The 21,196-nt window shown below is 71.7% G+C and carries 17 protein-coding genes and 1 pseudogene; 5 read left to right on the top strand and 13 right to left on the bottom strand.

Annotated features, from left to right (window positions below; genetic code table 11):
• The first annotated feature begins 19 nt into the window (after positions 1-19).
• Together GF068_RS29700 and GF068_RS29695 are read left to right on the top strand one after the other, a co-directional pair.
• On the top strand, positions 20-937 hold the full coding sequence (locus GF068_RS29700) for an N-formylglutamate amidohydrolase (protein WP_338046630.1): 918 nt from the start codon (positions 20-22) through the stop codon (positions 935-937).
• Between the two features lie 124 nt (positions 938-1,061).
• On the top strand, positions 1,062-2,222 hold the full coding sequence (locus GF068_RS29695) for a hypothetical protein (protein ID WP_153822870.1): 1,161 nt from the start codon (positions 1,062-1,064) through the stop codon (positions 2,220-2,222).
• Positions 2,223-2,239: 17 nt separating this feature from the next.
• Here the strand turns inward: GF068_RS29695 and GF068_RS29690 are convergent, their stop codons facing one another.
• Positions 2,240-3,289, bottom strand: coding sequence for a hypothetical protein (locus GF068_RS29690; protein WP_153822869.1), 1,050 nt, complete (start codon positions 3,287-3,289; stop codon positions 2,240-2,242).
• Positions 3,286-4,404: a bifunctional chorismate mutase/prephenate dehydratase gene (locus tag GF068_RS29685; RefSeq protein ID WP_153822868.1), complete on the bottom strand. Its 1,119-nt coding sequence runs from the start codon at positions 4,402-4,404 to the stop codon at positions 3,286-3,288. Before GF068_RS29685 ends, GF068_RS29690 begins: the two co-directional genes overlap by 4 nt.
• A 102-nt stretch (positions 4,405-4,506) precedes the next feature.
• On the opposite strand from GF068_RS29685, the gene GF068_RS46510 reads away from it, so the two are divergent.
• Entirely contained in the window at positions 4,507-4,653 is a 147-nt protein-coding gene (locus GF068_RS46510) for a hypothetical protein (RefSeq protein WP_275939272.1), read from the top strand.
• Positions 4,654-4,679: 26 nt separating this feature from the next.
• On the opposite strand, the pseudogene GF068_RS47430 reads toward GF068_RS46510, so the two are convergent.
• A pseudogene (locus GF068_RS47430) lies at positions 4,680-4,826 on the bottom strand (FmdB family zinc ribbon protein); the annotation flags it as partial.
• A gap of 287 nt (positions 4,827-5,113) precedes the next feature.
• Between GF068_RS47430 and smc the strand changes: the two are divergent.
• The gene (gene smc / locus GF068_RS29675; protein WP_153822866.1) at positions 5,114-8,719 is read left to right on the top strand and encodes a chromosome segregation protein SMC; all 3,606 of its coding nucleotides are present in this window, start codon (positions 5,114-5,116) and stop codon (positions 8,717-8,719) included.
• 130 nt (positions 8,720-8,849) lie between these two features.
• On the opposite strand, the gene GF068_RS29670 is transcribed toward smc, so the two are convergent.
• The gene (locus GF068_RS29670) at positions 8,850-9,881 is read right to left on the bottom strand and encodes a DUF933 domain-containing protein (RefSeq protein WP_153822865.1); all 1,032 of its coding nucleotides are present in this window, start codon (positions 9,879-9,881) and stop codon (positions 8,850-8,852) included.
• A 102-nt stretch (positions 9,882-9,983) separates the two neighbouring features.
• Between GF068_RS29670 and GF068_RS29665 the strand changes: the two genes are divergently transcribed.
• Positions 9,984-10,460 carry an acyl-CoA thioesterase gene (locus GF068_RS29665; protein ID WP_153822864.1) on the top strand — a complete coding sequence of 159 codons (477 nt, stop codon included), beginning with the start codon at positions 9,984-9,986 and terminating at the stop codon, positions 10,458-10,460.
• On the opposite strand, the gene GF068_RS29660 is transcribed toward GF068_RS29665, so the two are convergent.
• The 9 genes from GF068_RS29660 to GF068_RS29620 are packed head-to-tail and all read right to left on the bottom strand — an operon-like array spanning position 10,423 to position 21,172.
• Positions 10,423-11,874 carry a class I adenylate-forming enzyme family protein gene (locus GF068_RS29660; RefSeq protein ID WP_153822863.1) on the bottom strand — a complete coding sequence of 484 codons (1,452 nt, stop codon included), beginning with the start codon at positions 11,872-11,874 and terminating at the stop codon, positions 10,423-10,425. The genes GF068_RS29665 and GF068_RS29660 overlap by 38 nt on opposite strands.
• The gene (locus tag GF068_RS29655; protein WP_338046629.1) at positions 11,856-12,929 is read right to left on the bottom strand and encodes a mandelate racemase/muconate lactonizing enzyme family protein; all 1,074 of its coding nucleotides are present in this window, start codon (positions 12,927-12,929) and stop codon (positions 11,856-11,858) included. Before GF068_RS29655 ends, GF068_RS29660 begins: the two co-directional genes overlap by 19 nt.
• A gap of 1 nt (position 12,930) precedes the next feature.
• Positions 12,931-13,881 carry a 1,4-dihydroxy-2-naphthoate polyprenyltransferase gene (locus GF068_RS29650; protein WP_153822862.1) on the bottom strand — a complete coding sequence of 317 codons (951 nt, stop codon included), beginning with the start codon at positions 13,879-13,881 and terminating at the stop codon, positions 12,931-12,933.
• The gene (menD, locus tag GF068_RS29645) at positions 13,878-15,659 is read right to left on the bottom strand and encodes a 2-succinyl-5-enolpyruvyl-6-hydroxy-3-cyclohexene-1-carboxylic-acid synthase (protein ID WP_153822861.1); all 1,782 of its coding nucleotides are present in this window, start codon (positions 15,657-15,659) and stop codon (positions 13,878-13,880) included. Before menD ends, GF068_RS29650 begins: the two co-directional genes overlap by 4 nt.
• Complete coding sequence (locus GF068_RS29640; protein ID WP_153822860.1) at positions 15,656-17,110, bottom strand: isochorismate synthase; 1,455 nt, start codon at positions 17,108-17,110, stop codon at positions 15,656-15,658. Before GF068_RS29640 ends, menD begins: the two co-directional genes overlap by 4 nt.
• Positions 17,111-17,851: a bifunctional demethylmenaquinone methyltransferase/2-methoxy-6-polyprenyl-1,4-benzoquinol methylase UbiE gene (ubiE, locus tag GF068_RS29635; protein ID WP_153822859.1), complete on the bottom strand. Its 741-nt coding sequence runs from the start codon at positions 17,849-17,851 to the stop codon at positions 17,111-17,113. It lies immediately after the preceding gene.
• Entirely contained in the window at positions 17,848-19,059 is a 1,212-nt protein-coding gene (locus tag GF068_RS29630) for a hydroxymethylglutaryl-CoA reductase, degradative (RefSeq protein WP_153822858.1), read from the bottom strand. The genes ubiE and GF068_RS29630 overlap by 4 nt, the downstream gene beginning before the upstream one ends.
• Entirely contained in the window at positions 19,056-20,045 is a 990-nt protein-coding gene (gene aroF, locus GF068_RS29625; RefSeq protein ID WP_153822857.1) for a 3-deoxy-7-phosphoheptulonate synthase, read from the bottom strand. The genes GF068_RS29630 and aroF overlap by 4 nt, the downstream gene beginning before the upstream one ends.
• Positions 20,046-20,050: 5 nt before the next feature.
• On the bottom strand, positions 20,051-21,172 hold the full coding sequence (locus GF068_RS29620; RefSeq protein WP_153822856.1) for a polyprenyl synthetase family protein: 1,122 nt from the start codon (positions 21,170-21,172) through the stop codon (positions 20,051-20,053).
• Between the last annotated feature and the right edge of the window lie 24 nt (positions 21,173-21,196).

Below are 21,196 nucleotides of genomic sequence, written 5' to 3'. Positions count from 1 at the left end.
TGGGGTAAGAGTGTTCGCCGTGGTCGATCCCCGATACGAAGAGTGGGGGCTGCGCTCCGCCGTCGGCGTCGCGCCCCATCCGCAGTTCGAGGTCATCGAACCCAAAGGGGGCGAGACCCCGGTGGTCGTCGAGGTGCCCCACGCAGGCCTCTCCCTCGACGCCGAGACCCTCTCGTTCACCATCGCGCCCGCGCGCAGCATCGCCCGCGACGCCGACCTGCACGTCGACGCCCTCTTCGAGGACGCGCCCATGGAAGGCGCGACGCTCATCTACGCGCGAGCGAGCCGATACGTGGTCGACCTCAACCGCGGCGAGCAGGACGTGGACCTCGACGCCGTCGACGGCGGAGGCCGCGCGCCCTGGCCACGCGGCCTCATCTGGCGCCTCACCACGGACGGCGAGCCCATCCTCGCCCGCAGGCTCCCCCGCGCCGAGCTCGAGCGCCGCCTCGACCTCGTCTACCGCCCCTACCACCGCGTGCTCGAGCAGCTCCTCGCTCGCAAGCGCGCCCGCTTCGGCTTCGCCATCCTGCTCTGCGCCCACTCGATGCCGAGCCAGCCCCGCCGCGGACACGAAAACGCCGGCGTCGCCCGCGCCGACATCGTCCCCGGCACCCGCGGACGGACGAGCGCCTCGGCCGCCGTGATCGACATGGTGGATCGACACGCGCGTTCTTGCGGCTACACCGTGCGCCACGACGACCCCTATCGCGGTGGATTCTCGACGGGCCACTACGGGACCCCAGCGAGCGGCATCCACGCCATCCAGGTCGAGATCAGTCGACGGCTCTACATGGACGAATCCACGCTACGGACGGATCCCCAGGGCTTCCAGAGTGTGCGAGAATTCGCTCGCACCCTTGTCGCCCGCCTCGCCTTCGCCGAAAACCCCACGACGCTCGACGCCCTCCGGGGGTATGCTCCGGGCGGTACCTGATCGACCGCGGGCGATCCAGATGGCCTCTCCAGCGCAGAACATGGACAGCCCGGCCTCGTCGAGGACGGTCCCCGCAGGAACGGCTCCGACCGAGCCGCCCCCATCGGCCCGCCTTGGCGAAGCCATGACAGCGCCCCCGCAAAGCGCCCCCCGCGCCGAAGCCGAGCCCCCCGAGGCGGCACCTGCCAGTGCGCCCCGATCGAAGCCGCGCGAGCCCGCCGCCGTCACGGACGGCGCCGCCGCCGTCGCAGAGGGCATCGAGGCCTCGTCCGACGGGGTCGCCGTGAGCGAAGTCTCCCGCGTGGCCGCCCCGCCCGCCGCGGACGCGCCGGCCACCCCGGCGACCTCGGCGACGCCTTCGTCCCCGCCGCCCTCGTCCCCGCCCACGCCCCGCAACGAGGAGCGCCCGCGAGAGACGCCGCAGAAGCCGCTGCTCGCGTCCGAGGCGCTCATGGAGGACCTCGCGCCCATCGAGCCCTCGCGCCAGGCCGCGCGGTTCTGGTGCGCCGCCGTGGGCCTCGGCTTCGCGGGGCTCGGCGCGCTCCCGTACCTGGGCGTGCGGCCCGGCGGGACAAACGCGGCGCTCTCCTGTTTGCTCTTCGGCGGCGTGACGCTCGCAGCCGCGCTCACCCGCGTGAGCTATCGCCATCGAGCCGTGGCCATGCTCCTGCTCGGCACGCTCGCGGCCGTCGTGGGCCTCGGCGGCGCCGGCCCCGCCGCGGGCATCGCTGCGGGCGCGCCCGTGCTCGGCTTCGCGCGCCTGCTCGCCGCGACGGCCTTGCCCGCGGCCCTGCTCTTCCGCGCCCGCTACCGCGCCTACGCCGGCGCACGCTGGTTGCTCGCGGCCGCCTTCGTCTGCGCCCTGCCCTTCTTGATCCTGACGGTGCTCCGCGTGGCCCCGCTCTCCCCGGAGCTCGCGACGATCGGCTCGTTCGTGGCGATCTTCGTGGTCGCCGCGGCGCTCGTGGGCTTCATGGGCTCGGAGACGACGGGCGCAGGCACGTACGTGGGCCTCGGTGTGCTCTCGGGCCTCGGCACGGAGCTCGCGCTCTCGGACCTGAGTTACCCGGGCGCATTCGCGACATGGCAAAGCCCGACGAGCACGATCCTCGCCGCCGTGGCCTTCGTGGCCGCGACGGGGCTCTCGGCGCTGGGGTTGTTCCAGATCCTCGCGTGGCGGCTCTCGGGCGACGCGCGCCGGATCAACATCCACGCCGCCGTGCCGGAAAAACCACGCAGGAAGCCCGAGCCGACGACGACGTCGGACTGGTCGTCATCGGACTGATCCCGGCGCGGCGCCCGTCAGTGTGAGAGCAACGGCCAGACCCAGCCGCTCGACGGCGCTTGCCCCGTCGTCGCCTTCTTCGCGACGTCGCCGAGCATGCCCAGCAGGAAACGCGCGAACGAGGTGTCCACGGGCATCGTGAACGCGACGTCGTTCTCCCGCTGCGCCACCTGCATTTGCGGCACGGGGCCCATGAGCCCGAGGGATGACAGGAGCCCCATGAAGCCCGTCAGCTTCTGCAGATCGGCGAGGTTCGTCGTCCCGGCTGCGGCCGACGCCGCGTCGGCGTACGTCAACGAGCCGGCGAAGTTCATGCCTGGCGGCTGGAAATTGCCGATCGTCCGCACCTTCTGCAGGCCCGTCAGGAACGGCATCTTCTGCGTCGCGGCCTCCACCGTCCCCTGCCCGCTGATGTCGCCTGCGAGCGCGAAGGCTGCGTTCGGCGTGTGGAGCAGATCGATCATCCACGGCGGCACCGCGCGCTTGATCTCCGTCGTTCGCAGCCGATCGAGCGCGCGCCGCATCCCTGTCTCGTTGCCCGTCAGCGCCGTGTGCGGCGTCAGGAGCACGAACCCCACGTTCCCCGCCGTGTACAGGTCCATGTCGGCGTAACGTGATCGCACGAGCGGCAAGCCCGAGCTCACGTTCGCGCGCGCCTCGGCGGCGCGCTGGATCGAGGCCACGTCGAAATTGCCCTGGATCACCGCGCAGAAATCGGCGCCCTGCATCGCGTAGATCCCGCCGTAGATCTTCGTCACGTCGCGCGACGGCACGAAGTTCGACTCGGGGCCGAGCGGCAGGACCGAGGTGATGATCGAGCCGACGTCGGGCCCGAGGCTCGAGTGGAACATCGCCGCCGCGTCGAGGTAGCCCAGCATCACGGGGTTCGACGGCAGGAGCGCGATCGGGTCCTTGTCGATCACGCCAGGATCGATCTGCCGACCGCCCACGAGGACGAGGTTCTGATCCCCGCCCCCGCAGGCGGAGGGCCCGAGGGCGAGGAGCGTGGTTCCGAGGGCCCAAGCAAGGAAACGCGCCGCGCGGGCGCGAGGAGCCGCAAAGGTCATGACGTTCGACGACGATCCTCTCCCTCGGGCGTGGCGGGCATGGGCCGCTCGAGCGGGAAAGAGCCCACGATCTTGAGCATCTTCGCCTCTCGCTTGATCCCCTCGAGGGCGGCGACGAGGTTCCGATCGGTCACGTGACCGGAGACCTCGACGTAAAACACGTACTCCCAGCCCTCGCCGGGCAGCGGGCGCGACTGGATGCGGCGCAGGTTGCAGCTCCGCTCCTTGAAGTGCTGGAGGATCTCGTGCAGCGCGCCCGGTTTGTCGTGCACGCCGAAGAGCAACGCCGTCGCGTCGGAGCCCGAGCGCGGCGCCGGCAGGCGCGAGATCACGCCGTAACGCATGCGCACCTCGCCCTGATCGCCGATGTTCTCGCGCGCCACGCGCACGGGCGCGTCGGGCCCGAGGGCGCCACGCGGGACGATCGCCGCGGTGCCGTGGTTGTCCCGGGCGTGCTCGAGCGCGACGAACGGCGAGCGCACGTCGACCACGGTCGTCCGTGGATGGTTCGACTCGAGGTACCGCACGGTGGCCGCGTGATCGTGCGGCGTGACGAGGATCTTCTCGACCTCGGACGGGCTGCCGGTGGCGTTGGCGAGGACCAGGACCTGCGAGAGCTCGTGCTCGCCGACGAGCTTCAGATCCGCGGCCACGATGCCCTGGATCGTCGGGAAGATCAGGCCGTCTTCGAGCGACTCGTACGGCACGACCGCGAACTCGGCGCGCTCGCGGGCGACCTCGTCGAGGGCGCCGAGCACGGTCTCGTTGCGGACGAGCTCGGCGCTCGGGCCGAAGTGCTCTTGCGCGGCCATCCAGCCGAAGCCGCCCTCCGAGCCGAGGAACACCACGCGTGGGGCGACCTCGAAGACGCGGCAGGCGGCGTCGATCGCGGCGAAGGCTGGACGGACGGCGCTCGCGGGCAGGGGCGGCTCGGCGGCTCGTTCGAGAGCGAGCAAGTGTTGCCCGTCTGCGATGGGCGCAAAACGAGCAGTCCCGCTCCGCAGCTTGATGATGTCCTGAGCGACACGCGCGCGACGCTCCAACTGGCGGAGCATCTGGTGATCGATCTCCGCGAGCTGCGCGCGAAGCTCATCGAGCCGCTTTCTCTCGTCCATACCCCGACAACCTAGCATTCCTCGGACCGACCCGGGGCGGCCCTACCGTATACGGATCGGGACGGGAGACCCGCCGCGCCTCCGGATCGGCCGGATCAGGGCGTGGCTGCCGAGGGCGTCGAGGACGTGCTCGACGAGCTGTCCGAGGACGAAGACGAAGACGACGACGCAGACGACGACGAGCTGCTGCTGTCGGAGCTCGTGCTGGTCTCGGACTTCGCCGCGGCCTTGTTGCCGGACGAGCTGTAGAGGTCGGCGTACCAGCCGCCTCCCTTGAGGATGAAGCCGGTGCCGCGGGAAATCTGCCTTCGGGCGGTTTCCTTGTGGCAGCTCGGGCACTCCTTGAGGGGATCTTCACGAATCGACTGCTCGGTTTCCCACTCGTGAGTGCAGGACGTGCAGGCGTACTCGTAGGTAGGCATAAAGAATACCTCTGGATTTCGCCGTGCAGGTACGGCTTCCTTGGGCGCCTGTCAAGGTGACGGGCCGACTGCCGGCCATTCTGGCCACCCAGGGCGCCGGTGGCTAGCCCTTTCGAGCCCTCCCCGTACAACCGGGACGTGCCGCCCCCGAACGACCGGGTCGGCCCCTGCCCTATCGCGCTTGCCGCGCCCCCCCGGCGGGTGTAACCCTAGCCCTGCGCGATGCGTGGCGGTACGTGGCATTATGTGACGCCATGTGACCGTCAGCCTCGCGCCGGGACGACGGAATGCGCATTCGCAAGCTCGAGATCGCCGGCTTCAAGTCGTTCGTCGACCGGACGGTGATCCATTTCGACGTCGACGTCGTGGGCATCGTCGGCCCGAACGGATGCGGCAAGTCGAACATCGTCGACGCGATCCGCTGGTGCATGGGCGAGCAGAGCGCGAAGCACCTGCGCGGCCGGAGCATGGCCGACGTCATCTTCAACGGGTCGGAGACGCGCGGGCCACACGGCATGGCCGAGGTCACGCTCACGTTCGACAACACCGACCCCGAGCTCGCTCAGCAGCTCCCGCTCGAATACAAGGACTACGCCGAGATCGCCGTCACCCGCAGGCTCTACCGCGACGGGACGAGCGAGTACCTGATCAACAAGACCCAGGTCCGCCTGAAGGACATCACGGACCTCTTCCTCGGCACGGGCGTCGGCACGAAGGCGTACTCGATCATCGAGCAGGGCAAGATCGGCCTCATCGTGTCGGCCCGGCCCGAGGATCGGCGCATGCTGATCGAGGAGGCCGCGGGCATCACGAAGTACAAGGCCCGGAAGAAGCAGGCCGAGCAGAAGATGGATCAGACGCGGCAGAACCTGCTGCGTATCGGCGACATCGTCTCGGAGATCTCGCGCAGCCTCTCCTCGTTGAAGCGTCAGGCCGCGAAGGCCGAGCGGTACATCTCGTACCGCAAGGAGCTCGAGGACCTCATGCTGCACGAGGCCTCGCACAAGCTGCTCGAGATCATCGTGCTCCGGCAGCGCGAGACCGCGGCGCGGGCCGAGTACGCGGAGAAGGTCCTCGCCTCGCGCACGGCGCTCGCCGCGCGTGACGCCGAGCTCGAGGTGCAGAGGCTCGCCGCGCACCAGACCGAGGAGCAAGCCGAGAAGGCGCAAAACGCGGCGTTCTCCGCCGACAACGACGTGCGCACGTTCCAGGCCGAGCTCGCGCGCGCCAAGGATCGCTTCAAGCACCTCGAAGAGCGCAGGGCCGCGGCGACGATCGAGCAAGAGGACCTGGAGAAGACGATCGCGGACCTCAAGGTCGAGCGCGCGGAGCTGGAGAAGCAGCTCGAGAACGTGGCCGCCGAGGAGCAACGCGAGAACCGCGAGGCGCTCGAAGAACACGAGCTGCTCGAGGAGGTGCGCGCAGGCGAGAAGGAGGCCGAGCAGGAGGCGTCACGGCTGCGCAAGCTGGCAGCGGACGCGGCGGCGAAGGTCGCGGCGGCCGAGGCGACGCTGACGGGTTACGAGCGGCGGTTCTCGGACATGATGATCCGCCGCGAGAAGCTCGACGACGAGCACGGGCGGCTGGTCTACGAGCTGGAAGAGCTCGAGAAGAAGCGCGAGGCGCTGGCGACGCAGGTCGCGGAGATGGCCGAGCAGAAGAAGGCGTCGGCCGAGCAGCGAGCCGCGCTCGAGAACGAGGCGAAGACGCTCCGAGAGCAGGCGGTCGCGAGCGATCGCAAGGTCGAGCAGGCGAAGAACGAGCACAACCAGAAGCGCAGCCGCCTGCGGGCGCTCGAGGAGATCCAGGCGCGGCTCGAAGGCGTGGGATCCGGGCCGAAGAGCCTGCTCAAGACGAAGGATCCGTCGATCGTGGGCCTCGTGGCCGACCGGATCGAGGCGCCTTCGGAGCTGCTCCCCGCCTTCGCCGCGCTGCTCGGGGACAAACTGCAGGCGATCGTCGTGACGAACACCGAGCGCGCCTCCGCGCTGCTCGGGGATCTCGCCGCGAAGAAGCAGGGGCGCGCGACGCTCGTCCCGGCCCGACCGCGGTACGTGGCGGGCGGAGCCTCGGCCTCGCCGTCGGGCGAGGACGTGGTGGGGCCGCTCTTCGAGATGTTGCGCTTCTCCGCGGAGGACGAGCCGCTCGTGCGGGCGCTCGTGGGCGACGCGGTCGTCGTGCGCACGGCGGAGGCGGCGATCCGGCTCGCGACGTCGGGCGCGACGGTGACGCTCGTCTCGCTCGACGGGACGGTGGTTCGTCCGGATGGAACCGTGAGCGGCGGCGCGGGTGACGCGGTGGCCGCGGGCATGCTGGAGCAGAAGCGCGAGATCCGCGAGCTCCACGACGTGGTGGCGAAGCTCGGCGATCAGGTGACGGGGCTGCTCGAAGCGCAGACGGCCGAGCGGCAGCGGATCGCGGAGCTGACGGCAGCCGTGGACAAGGCGCGGAGCGAGGCGCACGGCAGCGAGATCGCGCTCGTGACGGCGGAGAAGGATCTACGCCGCGCCGAGGAGCAGCTCGCGGCGGCGCAGAAGCGGCGCAGCGTGGTCCAGCGGGATCTCGAGGAGATCATGGGCGCGCTGGAGAACGCAGGCGGCGAGCAGGAAGAGGCGCGCGAGAAGCTCGAGGAGGGCAAGCGGCAGCGCGAGGAGGTCGCCGGCAGGCTGGCGACGAGCGAGGATCTCGCGGCCGAGTGGAAGGAGCGGGTCCTCGCGCAGCAGTCGGTGGTGACCGAGCGCAAGGTGCGCCTCGCGCGGGTGCGCGAGCGGGCGACGGCGGCGCGATCGACGGTGGAGCGGCTGGCGCGGTCGTGTGACGAGCTCGCGGGGCGGATCGCGCGGCTCGACGGGGAGCGGACGGACTGCGCGGAGGGCGCAGGCGTGGCCGCGGCGACGATGATGCTGTCGCGGGAGAAGCTCGACGACGCCGTGCAGCGGGCGCAGTCGGCGCACGCGGCGTTCGAGGACGCGAAGCGCAGGCTCGACGAGGCGCGGCAGATCCTCGCGGCAAAAGAGGCCGATCTCAAGGGCCTGCGGACGGAGCTCACGGAGGCAACGGAAAAACTGCGGCACCACGAGATGGCGCTCGCGCGGCTCGACATCGAGGAGAACCACCTCATCGAGGGCGTGAAGGAGAAGTTCCGCGGGCTCTACCTGCCGACGGTCGTGGGCGACTACCACAAGCGCGCGCCGGTCGATCAGCAGCACCGGGCGCGTATCCAGGAGCTCGGGGAGCTGCTCGATCGTATGGGTCCGGTGAACCTCGACGCGATGCGCGAGTACGCCGAGGCCGAGGAGCGGCACAAGTACTACGCGCAGCAGAAGGACGACCTCGAGAGCGCGCTCGGCGACCTGGAGAAGGCGATCGCGCAGATGAACCGCGAGTGCAAGAAGCTCTTCAAGACGACGTTCGACGCGATCAACGCGCGCTTCAAGGCGCTCTTCCCCAAGATGTTCCGCGGCGGCGCGGCGGAGCTCCGGCTCACGAACCCCGAGGACATGCTGGAGACGGGCATCGAGATCCTCGCGCAGCCGCCCGGCAAGAAGCTCGGCAACATCGAGCTCATGAGCGGCGGCGAGAAGGCGCTGACGGCAGTGAGCCTCATCTTCGCCATCTTCCAGTTCAAGCCCTCGCCGTTCTGCGTGCTCGACGAGGTCGACGCGCCGCTCGATGAAGCGAACGTCGCTCGTTACAACGAGGCGATCCGCTCGATGACCGCGCACTCGCAGTTCATCCTGATCACGCACATCAAGCGCACGATGCAGTCGGTGGACGTGCTCTACGGCGTGACGATGCAGGAGCCGGGCGTGTCGCGTATCGTGAGCGTCAAGGTCAACGAGACCACGAAGTCGACGAAGGACAAACCGGCCGAGGCGGTGGCGGTCGCCTGATGCGTGGAGCCGGGGCGCTGCCCCGGACCCCGCGGGGGCTGTCCGCCCCTCGACCCGGACCAGGGCAAGCCCTGGACCTCTGGTGGAAGAACTGCGCTCCGCGCAGTTCTTCCAACGGGCCGGTGAAGGTCTAGGTTCCTGCGCGGAAGTGCACGACATCGCCATCCTTGACGATGTAGTCCTTCCCTTCGAGCCGCATCTTGCCTTGCGCCTTCAGCGCGGCCTCCGTCCGGGCGATCTCCAGATCCTCGGGCCGGTAAATCTCCGCACGGATGAAGCCTCGTTCGAGGTCCGAATGCACCTTGCCCGCCGCGCGCTTCGCGTTCGTGCCGCGGCGGATCGGCCAGGCGCGGCACTCGTCGGAGCCCGCGGTCAGGAAGCTGATGTAGTCGAGCAGCCGGTAAGCCTCGCGCACGAAGACGTTACGCGCAGGCTCGCCGAGGCCGAGTCCCTCGAGGAAATCCGTCTGCTCCTCGGCCGGAAGGGCCGCGATCTCCGCCTCGATCGCGCCGCAGAGCGCCATCTTCACCCACTGCTTGCCGTGCAACGTCTCGCGCAGGTGCGCGCGGGCCGGGTCGTTCCACGCCTCCTCGGAGAGGTTGTAGAGCGTGATGAGCGGCTGCATCGAGAGGAGCTGGATCCCCGGGCCGAGCGCGCGTAGCTCCTCCTCCGACAGCTCCAGCGTGCGCAGCGGCTCGGCCTTCTCAAGGTGCTCGATCATCTTCGTGTTCACCTCGACCTCGAGGCCCTTCTTCGCCTCTTTTTTGAAGCGCTCCTTGCGCTTCTCCAGCGTGCCGAGGTCGAGCAGGAGCAGCTCCTCGTCGAAAGCCTTCTCGTCGCGCGGCGGGTCGGGCGGCGCGCTGAGCGAGGGGTTGTCGAAGCCTCGCACCACGTGCACGATCACGTCGGCGTTGCGCATGCCCTGCAGCACGGCCGGCGGGAAGGCGCCGCCCGAGCGCGAGCCGCTGCCGACGTCGACGAACGTGATCTCGGCGTAGGTCGTCTTCTTCGGGTTGAAGATCGAGGCGAGGGCGTCGACACGCGCGTCGGGCACCTTGATGTTGCCGTAGGCGATCTCGCGATCCGCCTTGCCGCCGGGCGCGAGCGCCCGAAAGACCGTCGTCTTGCCTGAACCCGGGTAACCGCAGATTCCTACGTGCATCGTGGCCCCTCCTCCGAAGTCCCCTGCTCCGTGGGCGCCTCGACCATACCACCACGGGCCGGCCGTTCGCTCCCCGCGCTTGCGTGCGGTAGGCTCGCGGCCATGTCCGAACGGCCTCGCCTCTCCTCCGAAGACCTCGTCCACGCCCAGAGCGTCCTCCACGCCGAGGACCGCCCCGTCCGCTTCCAGGACGTCGACGCCGCGGGGATCATCTACTTCGCCCGCGTGCTCGAGTATTTTCACGATGCGTTCTTGAGCCTCCTGCGCCGCGCGGGGGTCGACCTCGCGGCGGTCCTGAAGGAGGGAAAGTGGGGGATGCCGCTCGGGCACGCGGAGGCGGATTATCTCGGGCCGATGCGGTTCGGCGACGACGTGGTCGTGGAGATCGTGCGGCTCGAGCTCGGCGAGCGGTCGCTCTCCGTGGGCGCGCGGGTGCGCTCGCCCGAGGGGCGCGTGCTCGCGATCGGGCAGGCCGTGCACGTGTGTATCGATCGGCAGACGTTCCGGTCGAGGGCGCTGCCGGACGAGACGGCGGCGGCGCTCAAGGCCGTCGGGGCACAGGTACGAGGCGCGGGCTGAGCTCGCGGATGGCGCGGGCGCGATCGAGCTTGCCCGAGGCCGTGAGGGGCAAGGCGTCGACGGAGGCGACGAGGCGCGGCCGCTTGTGGGGGGCAAGGCGCACCGAGGCTTCGACGACGAGCGCGACGGCGCGGGTCGGGTCGGGCGGGTCGAGGACCAGGCCGGCGGCGACGATCTGGCCCCAGCGTTCGTCCGGGACGCCAAAGACCACGGCGCGGATCACGCTGGGGAGGGCTTCGAGGGTCTGCTCGACCTCGGCCGGGTAGACGTTCTCGCCGCCCGTGACGACAAGGTCGGTGCGGCGGGCATGGACGAAGAGGCGGCCTTGCTCGTCGAGCGCGCCGAGGTCGCCGGTGTCGAAAAATCCGTCCTCGGTGAGCGAGGTGCGAAGGGGCTCGCCGGGGCCGGCGAGGTAGCCGCTCATGATCGTGGGCCCGCGTACCTGGATGCGACCAACTTCCCCGGGTTCGGCGAGGGCGCCGGTGTCGAGGATGGTGCGCACGTCTACACCTGTGAGTGCTTTTCCAGATCCTGGCTCGGTCGTTCCTGCGGGCCTCGGGGGCTGACAGGTGACCTGGGAGCAGGCTTCGGTGAGGCCGTAGGTCGTCAGGGCGAGGACGCGACGGGCGGCGGCCTCTTCGAGCAAGGCGCAGGGCGCGCCGGCGCCGCCGACCAGGACGAGGCGGAGGGTGGCGAGGATGCCGTCCCGGTCGGCGTCGAAGAGGGCGCGGAGCATGGTGGGGACGACCGAGAGCAGGGTGACGCGCTCGCGGCGGATGGCGCGCAGGACAGCGTCGGGGTCGAAGCGAGGTTCGAGAACGATGGGCCGGCGGGCGTGAATGCACCGCGTCACGATGGAGAGGCCGCCGACGTGCGCGAGGGGCATGCAGGCGAGCCAGCGATCGTCGGGGAGCCAGCCGAGGTTTTTCTCGCTGGCCGTGGCGCTCGCCGCGAAGGCCCCGCGCGAGAGGACGGCGCCCTTGGGACGGCCTGTGGTGCCCGAGGTGTAGAGGATGGCGAGGGGCGTGGAGGGTGCAGGATCAGGACGAAAAAATTGTCCTTTTTTCGATGTGATACCTGTGAAGGTGAAAGGTAAAATCTCGAGATCCGGACGCGCATCCTCGGTGATCGTGCGTACTTCCGCATCGGTCAGGCGCGGGTGGATCGGGACGAGCGCGACGCCGAGCTCGATCAAGGCGAGGAAGGTGACGACCGTGCCGATGTCGCACGTAGCGCGCAACGCGGCGCGACATCCAGGGCCGAGGCCCTGCGCGGCGAGGGATGACGCGGCGCGTTCGACGTGCGCCGCGAGCTCGCCGAACGAGGTCACGTGGCCGTCTTCGATCAGCGCCGGCCGGGACGCGACGCCGGGCTCCCGGACCGCATCCAGGATGCTCAGTCCGTCGCCAGCCATCGCCTTCGCGCCTCCTCCGAGAAGCCGAGCCCCGGGAGCGCCGCCTCCCGGACCGCACCAGGTCGCCCACGCTGGGGGATCGCCATCGCCGGATACGTGGACAGCCCGGGATGGGGTTCGAGCCCACAATCGAGCGGCGGCCGGGGCAAGGCCCGCGCGAGCTCCGAGGCCGCAGCGAGGCCCACGGGACCGTCGGCGAAATGCGTGACGACGAGGTCGAGGCTCGCCGCGGCGCCGATCGAGGCGACGGCGAGGGCACGATCGAGGCCACCGAGGGCGGCGGGCTTCAGGATGAAGGCGGCGCAGCCGGGGGCACCTGCGAGCCGCTCGGCCATGCCGGGCAGGAGCAAGGACTCGTCCGCGGCCCAGGGGACGGCCGCAGGGCCGAGGTCGGGCAGCAGCGCCGCGGGGACGGGTTGCTCGACGTACCGGGGCGCGACGTCGGCGAGGCGGGCGAGTTTCTCCTGGGCCTCGGGGACGGTCCAGGCGCCGTTCGGGTCGAGGCGGAGCTCGAAGGGCGGCGGCAAGGCCTCCCGGAGGGCCCGGAGCGCGGCGAGCTCGCGCGAAAAACCAGCCTCGTCCCGGGCGCGGAGTTTGACCTTCACGGCCCGGAGGCCCGCGTCGGCGAGCTCACGCGCGCGGGCCGGCAGATCCGGCGCGGAGGCGTCGAGCAGGCCGTTCGTGGGCACGGAGGCGAGGCGGCCGTCGTCGGCGAGGCAAGCGGCCACGGAGAGGCCGCGGCGCTGGCCGACGAGGTCGAAGAGGGCCGTCTCCAGGGCGAAACGCGCGGCCGGGTGCGGGGCGAGGGCGCGCTCGACGGGCGCGAGCGCAAAAGCGACGGCCTCGCGGGGCGGGAGGTCGTCGGCCGGGGCGTCGAGGTTGGGGAAGGCCTCGCCGAGGAAGACGGCGAGCACCGACGCGACGTCCGCCGCGAACGGGGGCAAGGGAGAGGCTTCGCCGATGCCGAGGAGCTTCTGCTCGTCGCGCAGGCCGAGGCGCACGAACTGGCGGTTCGGCCCGTACGACGGGAGCGCGGCGCCGCCCTGGATCCGCACCCTACCCTCCCCCGATCAAGAGCCCGACGCTGAAGAGCACCCCGAACAGCAGGAGGAGCATCGCCGTGCGCGCGAGGACGGCGTTGAGCGGGCGGCCTTCCCGGGTGGCGAGGGCGCGGAGGAGGCCGAGGCCAAGCGGCAAGGAGACGAGCGGCAAGAGGGCCCAGGGCGAACGGCCGAGGGAGACGACGCAGACGACGGGCGCGGCGTAGGAGGCGGCGAGGAGCGCGGCGTACTCGAGGACGCCGGCGCGGCGGCCGAAGCGGACGGCGAGGGTGCGCTTGCCGGCCTTCACGTCGGTCTCGCGGTCGCGGACGTTGTTGACGACGAGGATGGCGGTGGCGAGGGCGCCCACGGGCACGGCGGCGAGGACGGCGAGGGGCGGGACGGCCAAAGCCTGGACGAAGACGGTGCCGCAGACGGCGACGAGGCCAAAGAACAGGAAGACGAAGACGTCGCCGAGGCCATGGTAGCCGAGCGGGTACGGTCCGCCGGTGTAGGCGACGCCGGCGAGGATGGAGGTGATGCCGATGGCGACGATCGGCCATCCGCCCACGGACGCGAGGTAGAGGCCGGGGAGCAGGGCGAGGGCGATGGTGACGGCGAGCCCTGTGCGGACCTCGCGGGGCGTGAGCAGGCCGGTGGCGGTGGCGCGTGTCGGGCCGAGGCGCTCCTCGGTGTCGGCGCCTTTTTCGTGGTCGAAGACGTCGTTCGCGAAGTTCGTGGCGATCTGGATGAGGATCGAGCCGAGCAGGGCCGCGAGGGCAGGCAGCACGCGGAAGGAGCCAACCGCGTGGGCGACCGCGCTGCCGACGGCGACGGGGACGACGGCGGCCGTCAGCGTGGCGGGGCGGCAAGCGAGCACCCAGGCGCGGAAGGAGCCGGGGTGGATCGAGGGCGCGGACGCGGCGGAAGGCAAGGAGCCGAGGGGGAGGGTCTTGTCGGGGCTCATGAGAGGTCCTCGCGGGCGAGCGCGGCGGCGAGCTCGGTCCGGAAGCGGGTGGCCCGCGCGCGGCCGTCGTCGGGCGGGACCACGGCCTCGATCAGCGTCGCGCCGGGGGTCTGGGCGGCCTCGGCGAAGGCGCGGACGAAGGCGCGCTCGTCGTCGATGCGGGCGAACCGAACGCCGAAAGCCGCCGCCGCGTGGGCGAGATCGACGGGCTCGTGCATCGTGAAGAACTTATCGAAGCGGTCGGCGTCGACGGTGCGGGCGATGGGGAGGCGCTCGAAGATGCGGCCGCCCTGGTTCTGGACGACGACGACGACGAGGGGGACCTCAGCGCGGCGGGCGAGCGCGAGGCTCGTGAGGTCGTGCAGGACGCTGGTGTCGCCGAGGAGGAGGACGACGGGCCCGCCGGAGACGCTGGCCGCGCCAGCCGCAGAGGCGACGAGGCCGTCGATGCCGCTGGCGCCGCGCTGGTGGAGGACGCCGAGGGGGCGCGATCGAGGCGGGGCCCAGAGGTCGACGTCGCGGACGGGCAAGCTGTTGCCGACGGAGAGGAGCGCGCCGGCGGGAGAGCCGGCGACGACGGCACGGGCGACGGCAGCCTCGGTGAGGTGCGGGCCGGCGGCGTGGGCCTCGGCGAGGGACCAGGCGAGGGCGTCGGCGCGACGGAAGCTCTCGGCCCAGGGGCTCGGCGAGGTGCGGCGCGCGGGGCCGAGGCGCGCAGCGAGGGCGCGGGCCGTGTCTTCGGGATCGGCGAGGACGAGGGCCGTCGCGTCCTGGGAGGGATCGTTCCAGCCGTGAGGCGTGATCACGAAACGCGCGGCCGTCGGGTGCTTCGCGAGGTAGTCGGCGTATCCCTGGGAGGTGGGGGGCGCGCCGAGCTCGAGGAGGACGTCGGGGGCATGGCGCACGGCGAAGGCCGGGTCACGCAGGAGGGCGTCGAAGGCAGCACACGAGACGAGGCCGGGCTCGGCGGGGCCGAACCGGGCTTGGCTGGTGGTCTCGGCGAGCAGGGGGTAGCCGGTGGCACGAGCGAGGGCCGCGGCGGCTTCGCGCAGGGAGGCGGAGGGGCGATCGAGGGGCGCGGGGCCGCAGACGATGAGGCCTCGTTCGGCGCGTGAGACGCTCGCGAAGAGGGCGTCGAGGGCCTCGGGCGGAGGCTCGCTCCGGGGCGGGAAGACGCGCGTGGTGCCGCGGCGAAGGACGCCGGCGAGGCGCGGGGTTCGGTCGGGATCGGGCCACGGCTGGCAGGGCTCGAGCGGCTTGCGGAAGCGCGCGTTCACGTGCACCGGGCCGGGATCGGGCCCGAGGGCGCGGGCCGCGGCGTGGAGGGCGACGCGGGCCGGCGCCTCGCGAGGCGCGCCGGGGTCGGGCAGGCCGAGCTCCACGAAGAACCGCACGTGCCCGCCGAAGAGCTTGGTCTGATCGATGGTCTGCGGCGTGGCGACGTCGACGGCCTCCCAGGGCCTGTCGGCCGTGACGAGAAGGAGCGGGACGTGGCTCTGCGAGGCCTCGATCACGGCGGGCAAGAAGTGCGCGCCGGCCGTGCCCGAGGTGCAGAGCACGACGCTCGGGCGATGGGTGGCGCGAGCCTGGCCGAGCGCGAAGAAGGCCGCGGCCCGCTCATCGACCGCGGTGTGGACGCAGAGGCCCGCCGTGACGTCTGCGGCGAGGGCGAGGGGCGTCGAACGAGAACCCGGACAAACCACGACGTCACGCACGCCGGCCGCAGCGAGCGCGGCCGTGAAGGTCTCGGCCCAGGCGAGGTGATCGTTGGTGCTCATGGGAGGCCGTTCGACGCCTGGAGGTCGGGATCGGCGGCGATGTCTCCGAACCCCAGGGCCGCGAGCATCGGCGCCTGCTTCGCGCGGATCTCGGCGTACTCGGCCGGAGGATCCGATCCCTCGACGATCCCGGCGCCCGCGTAGAGCCAGGCCTCGTCCGGCGAGACGAGCCCCGCGCGGATGGCGACCACGAAGTCGCCGTCGCCCGCGGCGTCGAACCAACCCACGGCGCCGGTGTACCAGCCACGCGCGTGAGGCTCGTGCGCGGCGATCCACGCCTTCGCGCGCTCCCGCGGCGCGCCGGAGACGGCCGGCGTCGGGTGCAGGGCCTCGACGAGCGAGAGCACGTGCGTGTCGTCCCGCAAGGCGCCGCGGATGGGCGTCCACAGGTGGTGCACGTTGGGCAAGCTGCGGATCGTGGGCCCCTCGGGGACGTCGAGGGAGGCGCAACGAGGGCCGAGGGCGGACGCGATGGCCTCGACGACGAGCGCATGCTCGCGCCGCTCCTTGGGGCTCGCGAGGAGCGCGCGCACGAGGGCGGCATCGTCTTCACCACGTCGCGTGGTGCCAGCGAGCCCGTCCGTGCTGACGACGCGGCCGTGGCGCGAGACGAGCCGCTCCGGCGAGGCGCCGAGGAAGACCCGATCCCCGCGCTGCACGGCGAACCGCGTGGTCTCGGCGTACGCCTCGGCGATCCGCGCGATCGCCGCGCGCGCGTCGAGCGGGCGCGCCGGGCTGAGGCGGCGCGCAGCGACGGGGACGACCTTGTCGAGCTCGCGCGCGCGGATGGCCGCGAGCGCCTCCCGCACGAGCGAACAGAAGGCCTCGCGGCTCGTGCCTTCGATCCGCGCGCCCTCCCCTGCCCCGCGTGGAGGCAAGGGCGACGAGGGCCGCGTCGCAGCGCCGAGCGCAGCCTCGATCGACACGAGCTCGGCTTCGATCGTCGAACGCTCGGGCGCGAGATCCCCGGTGTGCACGAGCAGCCAGAGCCACGCCTCGCCCGCGCGGGCGACGTAGAGCCACCGCGGCAAGGTGAAGCTCGCATCCGCGAAGGCAGACCACGGCTCCTTGCGGGGCGATTCGGTCTGGAAGGACAAACCCCCGACAAACCGCGGCCCCGGCGCGCCGCCCGCGTCCGCGTCGCGCTCCTCGCGCAGCGACGCGAAGATCCGCCGCGCCGCGCCCGTGACCGAGGGCAGGCACCCGGGTCCGCTCCCCTCGACACGAGCGGCCTCGCCGAAGCCCGCGACCTCGAGCGGCTCTTCCCCCTCGCGTCGCGGCGCCTGGAAGAGCACGATCGGCAGGGCGGACGCGCTGGCGGCGACGAGCCGGGCCGCGGGCACGACGGGCGCAGGGGCCACGACGGCCACGATCTCCCCGGCCGATCCCGCACCTCTGCTCGTGGCTCGCGCGAGCCGCGCGAGGAGGTCTGTCCCGAGGCCCGAAGACACTTACGCCTCCTCCCGCCGCGCCCTTTCCTCGAGCGGGGTGCCCACGAAGAGGTGGGCGACGCCGAACGTGAGCGGCGAAGCTTCGACCACGGACAACCCCGCCTCCCCCATCATCCGGGTGAAAACCTCGGGCGACGGGAAGGCCTCGATCGAGCGCTGGAGGTAGCGGTACTCCTTCGCGCCGGAGAGCGCCGCGCCGATACGCGGGACGATCTCGTGGACGTACGTGCGCGCGAGCAGGCCCATCAAGCCGGCGCGTGGCTCGGAGAGCTCGAGGATCACGACGCGCCCGCCCGGCCGCGTGACGCGCGCCATCTCGCGGAGCGCCCTGGCACGATCGGGGACGTTGCGGATCCCGAACGCGATGGCCACGCCGTCGACGCTCGCGTCCTCGAACGGCAAGGCCTGCGCGTCGCCGATGCGCAACGTGACACGATCCTCAAGCCCGGCCGCCGCGAGCTTGTGCGCGCCTTCGGCGAGCATGCCGCTCGACGGATCGAGGCCGATCACCGTGGCGTCGGGGTACCACCGGGCGATGGTCATCGCGAGGTCCGCGGTCCCCGTCGCGAGATCGAGCGCGCGCGCGCTCCGGCGAAGCGCGAGCGCCTGGACCGCGCGGCGCCGCCACCCCTGATCCATGCCGAGCGAGAGGATCCTGTTCAAGATGTCGTAACGAGCGGCGATGGCGTCGAACATCTCGCCGCTGCCCGCGCGTGGAGCCTTGGTCGCCTCGTGGCTCATCGTCCCACCTCGCTTCGTGGCCCGCTCAAGACGGGCGGCGGATCGGTCGCCTGCACGTTCTGCTTGCGCTCATGCAGGCGCATGTGACCTCGCTGGATGCCCTCCCCCGCGAGCGCGCGCAGCGCCGCGAGGTTCGACGCGAGCCCGACCGAGGCGAGCGCCACGGCGAGCTCACCCGCAGTCGATGCGCCGAGCATGTCGAGCGCGGCGCGCACGCCGGGATGCGCGCTCGACAGACCTCCGGCCGTGCCCACCGCGAGCGGCAGCTCCGCCTCGCCGACGAGCCCGCCGGGCTTGCGTTTCCACGTGCTGAGCGGCCGGTAGCGCCCGCCGTGCGCGGCGAACGCGTGCGCGCCGGCCTCGATCGCGCGGAAATCCTGCCCGAGCGCGAGGGCGGCCGCGTCGACGCCGTTCATGAAGCCCTTGTTGTGGGTGACGGCGCGGAACACATCGAGCTCGGCGAAGCGGCTCGCGCGCGCGATGCCGCCCGCGAGCTCCGCGCCGCCCACGTCCTCGTCACGCACCTCCGCGCGCACCCGCACGAGGCGCCGGAGCGGCAAGTTCGTGAGGATCCGGAGCCCCATCGTCCCGCCCGCGATCGCGTGCACGGCGGGCGCCATGGCCTCCGCGACCGTGTCGACCGTGTTCGCGCCCATGCAGTCGCCCACGTCGACGTGCACGTGCACCACGATCACGCCGAGCGCCTCGTCGAGCACGCGCACGTCGAGATCACGCACGCCGCCGCCGCGGGCCACCATGCGCGGGATCGACGTATCACCGAGCGCCGAGAGCCGCGCCTTCGCCTCGAGGATCCGCTCGCACGCGGCGCGCGGCTCGGGCACGTCGTCGAGCTGGATCTGGGCCGTCATGATCGGCGGATCCGCCTCGCCGAAGAACCCGCCCGAAGCCCGCACCATACGCGCCGCGTTCGACGCCGCGGCGATGACGCTCGGCTCCTCGACGGCCATGGGCACGAGGACGTCGCGCCCGTCGATCACGAAATTCAGGCCCACGCCGAGCGGGAGCGCGTGCGTCGCGATCACGTTCTCGCTCATGTGATCGGCGACCGTGACGTCGAGGACCCCGCCCCGCGCGAGGTGCGCGAAAGAGACGTCGTCGACGGCGCCCATCTCGCGCAGCACGACGAGGCGCGCCTCGGGCGAGCGCTCGTAGAACTTGCTGATGCGGCTCGTAATCGCGCGCTTCATCGGGCCTCCTCCGCCGAGACGAGCCGGCCGAGCAGCGCGCCGAGCTCGCCGAGCGGCACCGCCTGCGGGCCGTCCGAGAGCGCCGTCCTCGGATCCGGGTGCGTCTCGATCATGAGGCCCGCCGCGCCCGCCGAGAGCGCCGCGCGGCCGAGCGGCGCGACCAGATCCCGCCGTCCGAGGCCGTGCGAAGGATCCACGATCACCGGCAGCCGATGCACGTACCGGAGCAGCGCCACGGCGCCGATGTCGAGCAAGTTCCGCGTCGAGTCGTCGAAGCCGCGGATGCCGCGCTCGCAGAAGATCACGCCCTTCGCGCCGTGCGCGAGCAGGTACTCGCCCGCGAGCAGCCACTCCTCGATCGTCGCGGCCATGCCCCGCTTCAAGAGCACGGGCTTCTCGGTCTTGCCGATCGCCTTGAGCAGCGAGAAGTTCTGCATGTTGCGCGAGCCGATCTGCACGAGATCCGCGTACGCAGCGACCGCGGGGACGTGCCCCTCGCCGAGCGCCTCGGTCACGACCCGCATCCCGGTCGCGTCGGCCGCGCGCCGCACCCACTCGAGCGCGACGTCGCCGTGCCCCTGGAACGCGTACGGGCTCGTCCTCGGCTTGAACGCGCCGCCGCGGATGAACGAGACGCCGAGCGACGAGAGCACCTCGGCCGTCTCGCGCACCTGCGCCTCCGACTCGAGGCTGCACGGCCCACACATGAAGATGGGTTTGTCCGTGCCGACCTCGAGGCCGCTCACCTCGACGACCGGGCCCTGCGCCGTGACCATCGGGTGCGCGGGCTTCGGCGTCGTCACCTCGGCGACGCCGTCGATCCGGGCGAGATCCTCGGGATCCGCCGGCTGGGAAAACGGAGCGATGACGTAGTGCACCGCGCCGCCCGAGGTGCTGCGCTCGACGCGCGACACCCAGAGACCCCGCCCCGTGAGCTCGCTGAGCACGTTCGCCGCGTCGGCGCCGCTCTTCAAGGACACGATCATGGCGATTACCTCCTGCGCTCGGGCGTCGCGCGCGCGACGGTCACGAGGGCACTCTTGGCGACTCCATCCGGGATGATCGAGAGCCCCGCGATGGCCTCTTCACAGAGCCTCCGCGCGAGCGCGAGGCACTCGTCGACCACGCCCGACGAGCGCAGGAGCGAGGCCACGCGCCCGCCCACCTCGGGCCCGACCTCCTCGCCCGCGCACACCGCCTCGAGCAGCGGTACGAGCTCCGGGCAACGCTCGAGCGCGCAGAGCAAGGGGTAGGTCATCTTCCCCTCGCCGAGATCCGCGAGCAGCGTCTTGCCCGTGGCCTCGGGATCACCCGCGACGTCGAGGACGTCGTCGACGAGCTGGAAGGCGACGCCGAGCTTCTTGCCGTAGTCGACGAGCGCCTCGCAGCCCTCGTCGCTCACGCCGCCCGCGCGCGCACCGGCGAACATCGCCCAGCGGAAGAGCGAGGCCGTCTTGCCGTCGACGATGTGGAAGTAGTCGCTCACGCTCGTGTCGAGCTTGCCGCGGCGCGCGAGCTGCATCGACTCGGCGATGACCATCTCCTTCACGACCTCGAGCATGCGCGCGAGGACCTCGGCGTTGCCCACGCGCTGGATGCGGCAGAGGGCCTCGACGAGCAGCCAGTCGCCGCCGAAGATGCTCGCGGCGTTGCCGTAGATGACGCGCGCCGCGTCGGCGCCGCGCCGACGCGCGCCGAGGTCGACGACGTCGTCGTGCAGGAGCGTCGCGTTGTGCACGAGCTCGACCGCCACGGCGTAGGTGCGCGCCGCCTCGCTGAAGCCCCGGCCCACGTGCGCCGCGAGCGCGACGACGATGGGCCGCAGGCGCTTGCCGTCCTGCGAGAGCAGGTGCCGCGCGCTCTCCTGGGCGGGCGTTTGTCCTTCCAGCCCGGTCGACGTTCGGGGCTTCGGATCGCCTGCGGCGTCCTCCGCCCCGAGACCCACGCTCGCGATCGCGCGATCGACCTCGTCGAGATCGTGGGCGAGGAAGAGGCGGAGCTCCGCGAGTTTGTTTGCGAGCGGATCGAGGCCGTGCTCCTGGCAGCCGCGCTCGAGGGTTCCGACGACGTCGTGGTGAGGGACGCGCTGGATGGGATACGTTGCGATCGACATGGGTTCTCCCGCCGGGGCACGGCT

It is taken from the genome of Polyangium spumosum (assembly GCF_009649845.1).
Taxonomy (GTDB): domain Bacteria; phylum Myxococcota_A; class Polyangia; order Polyangiales; family Polyangiaceae; genus Polyangium; species Polyangium spumosum.
This window is presented reverse-complemented; position numbering and strand designations above follow the sequence as displayed.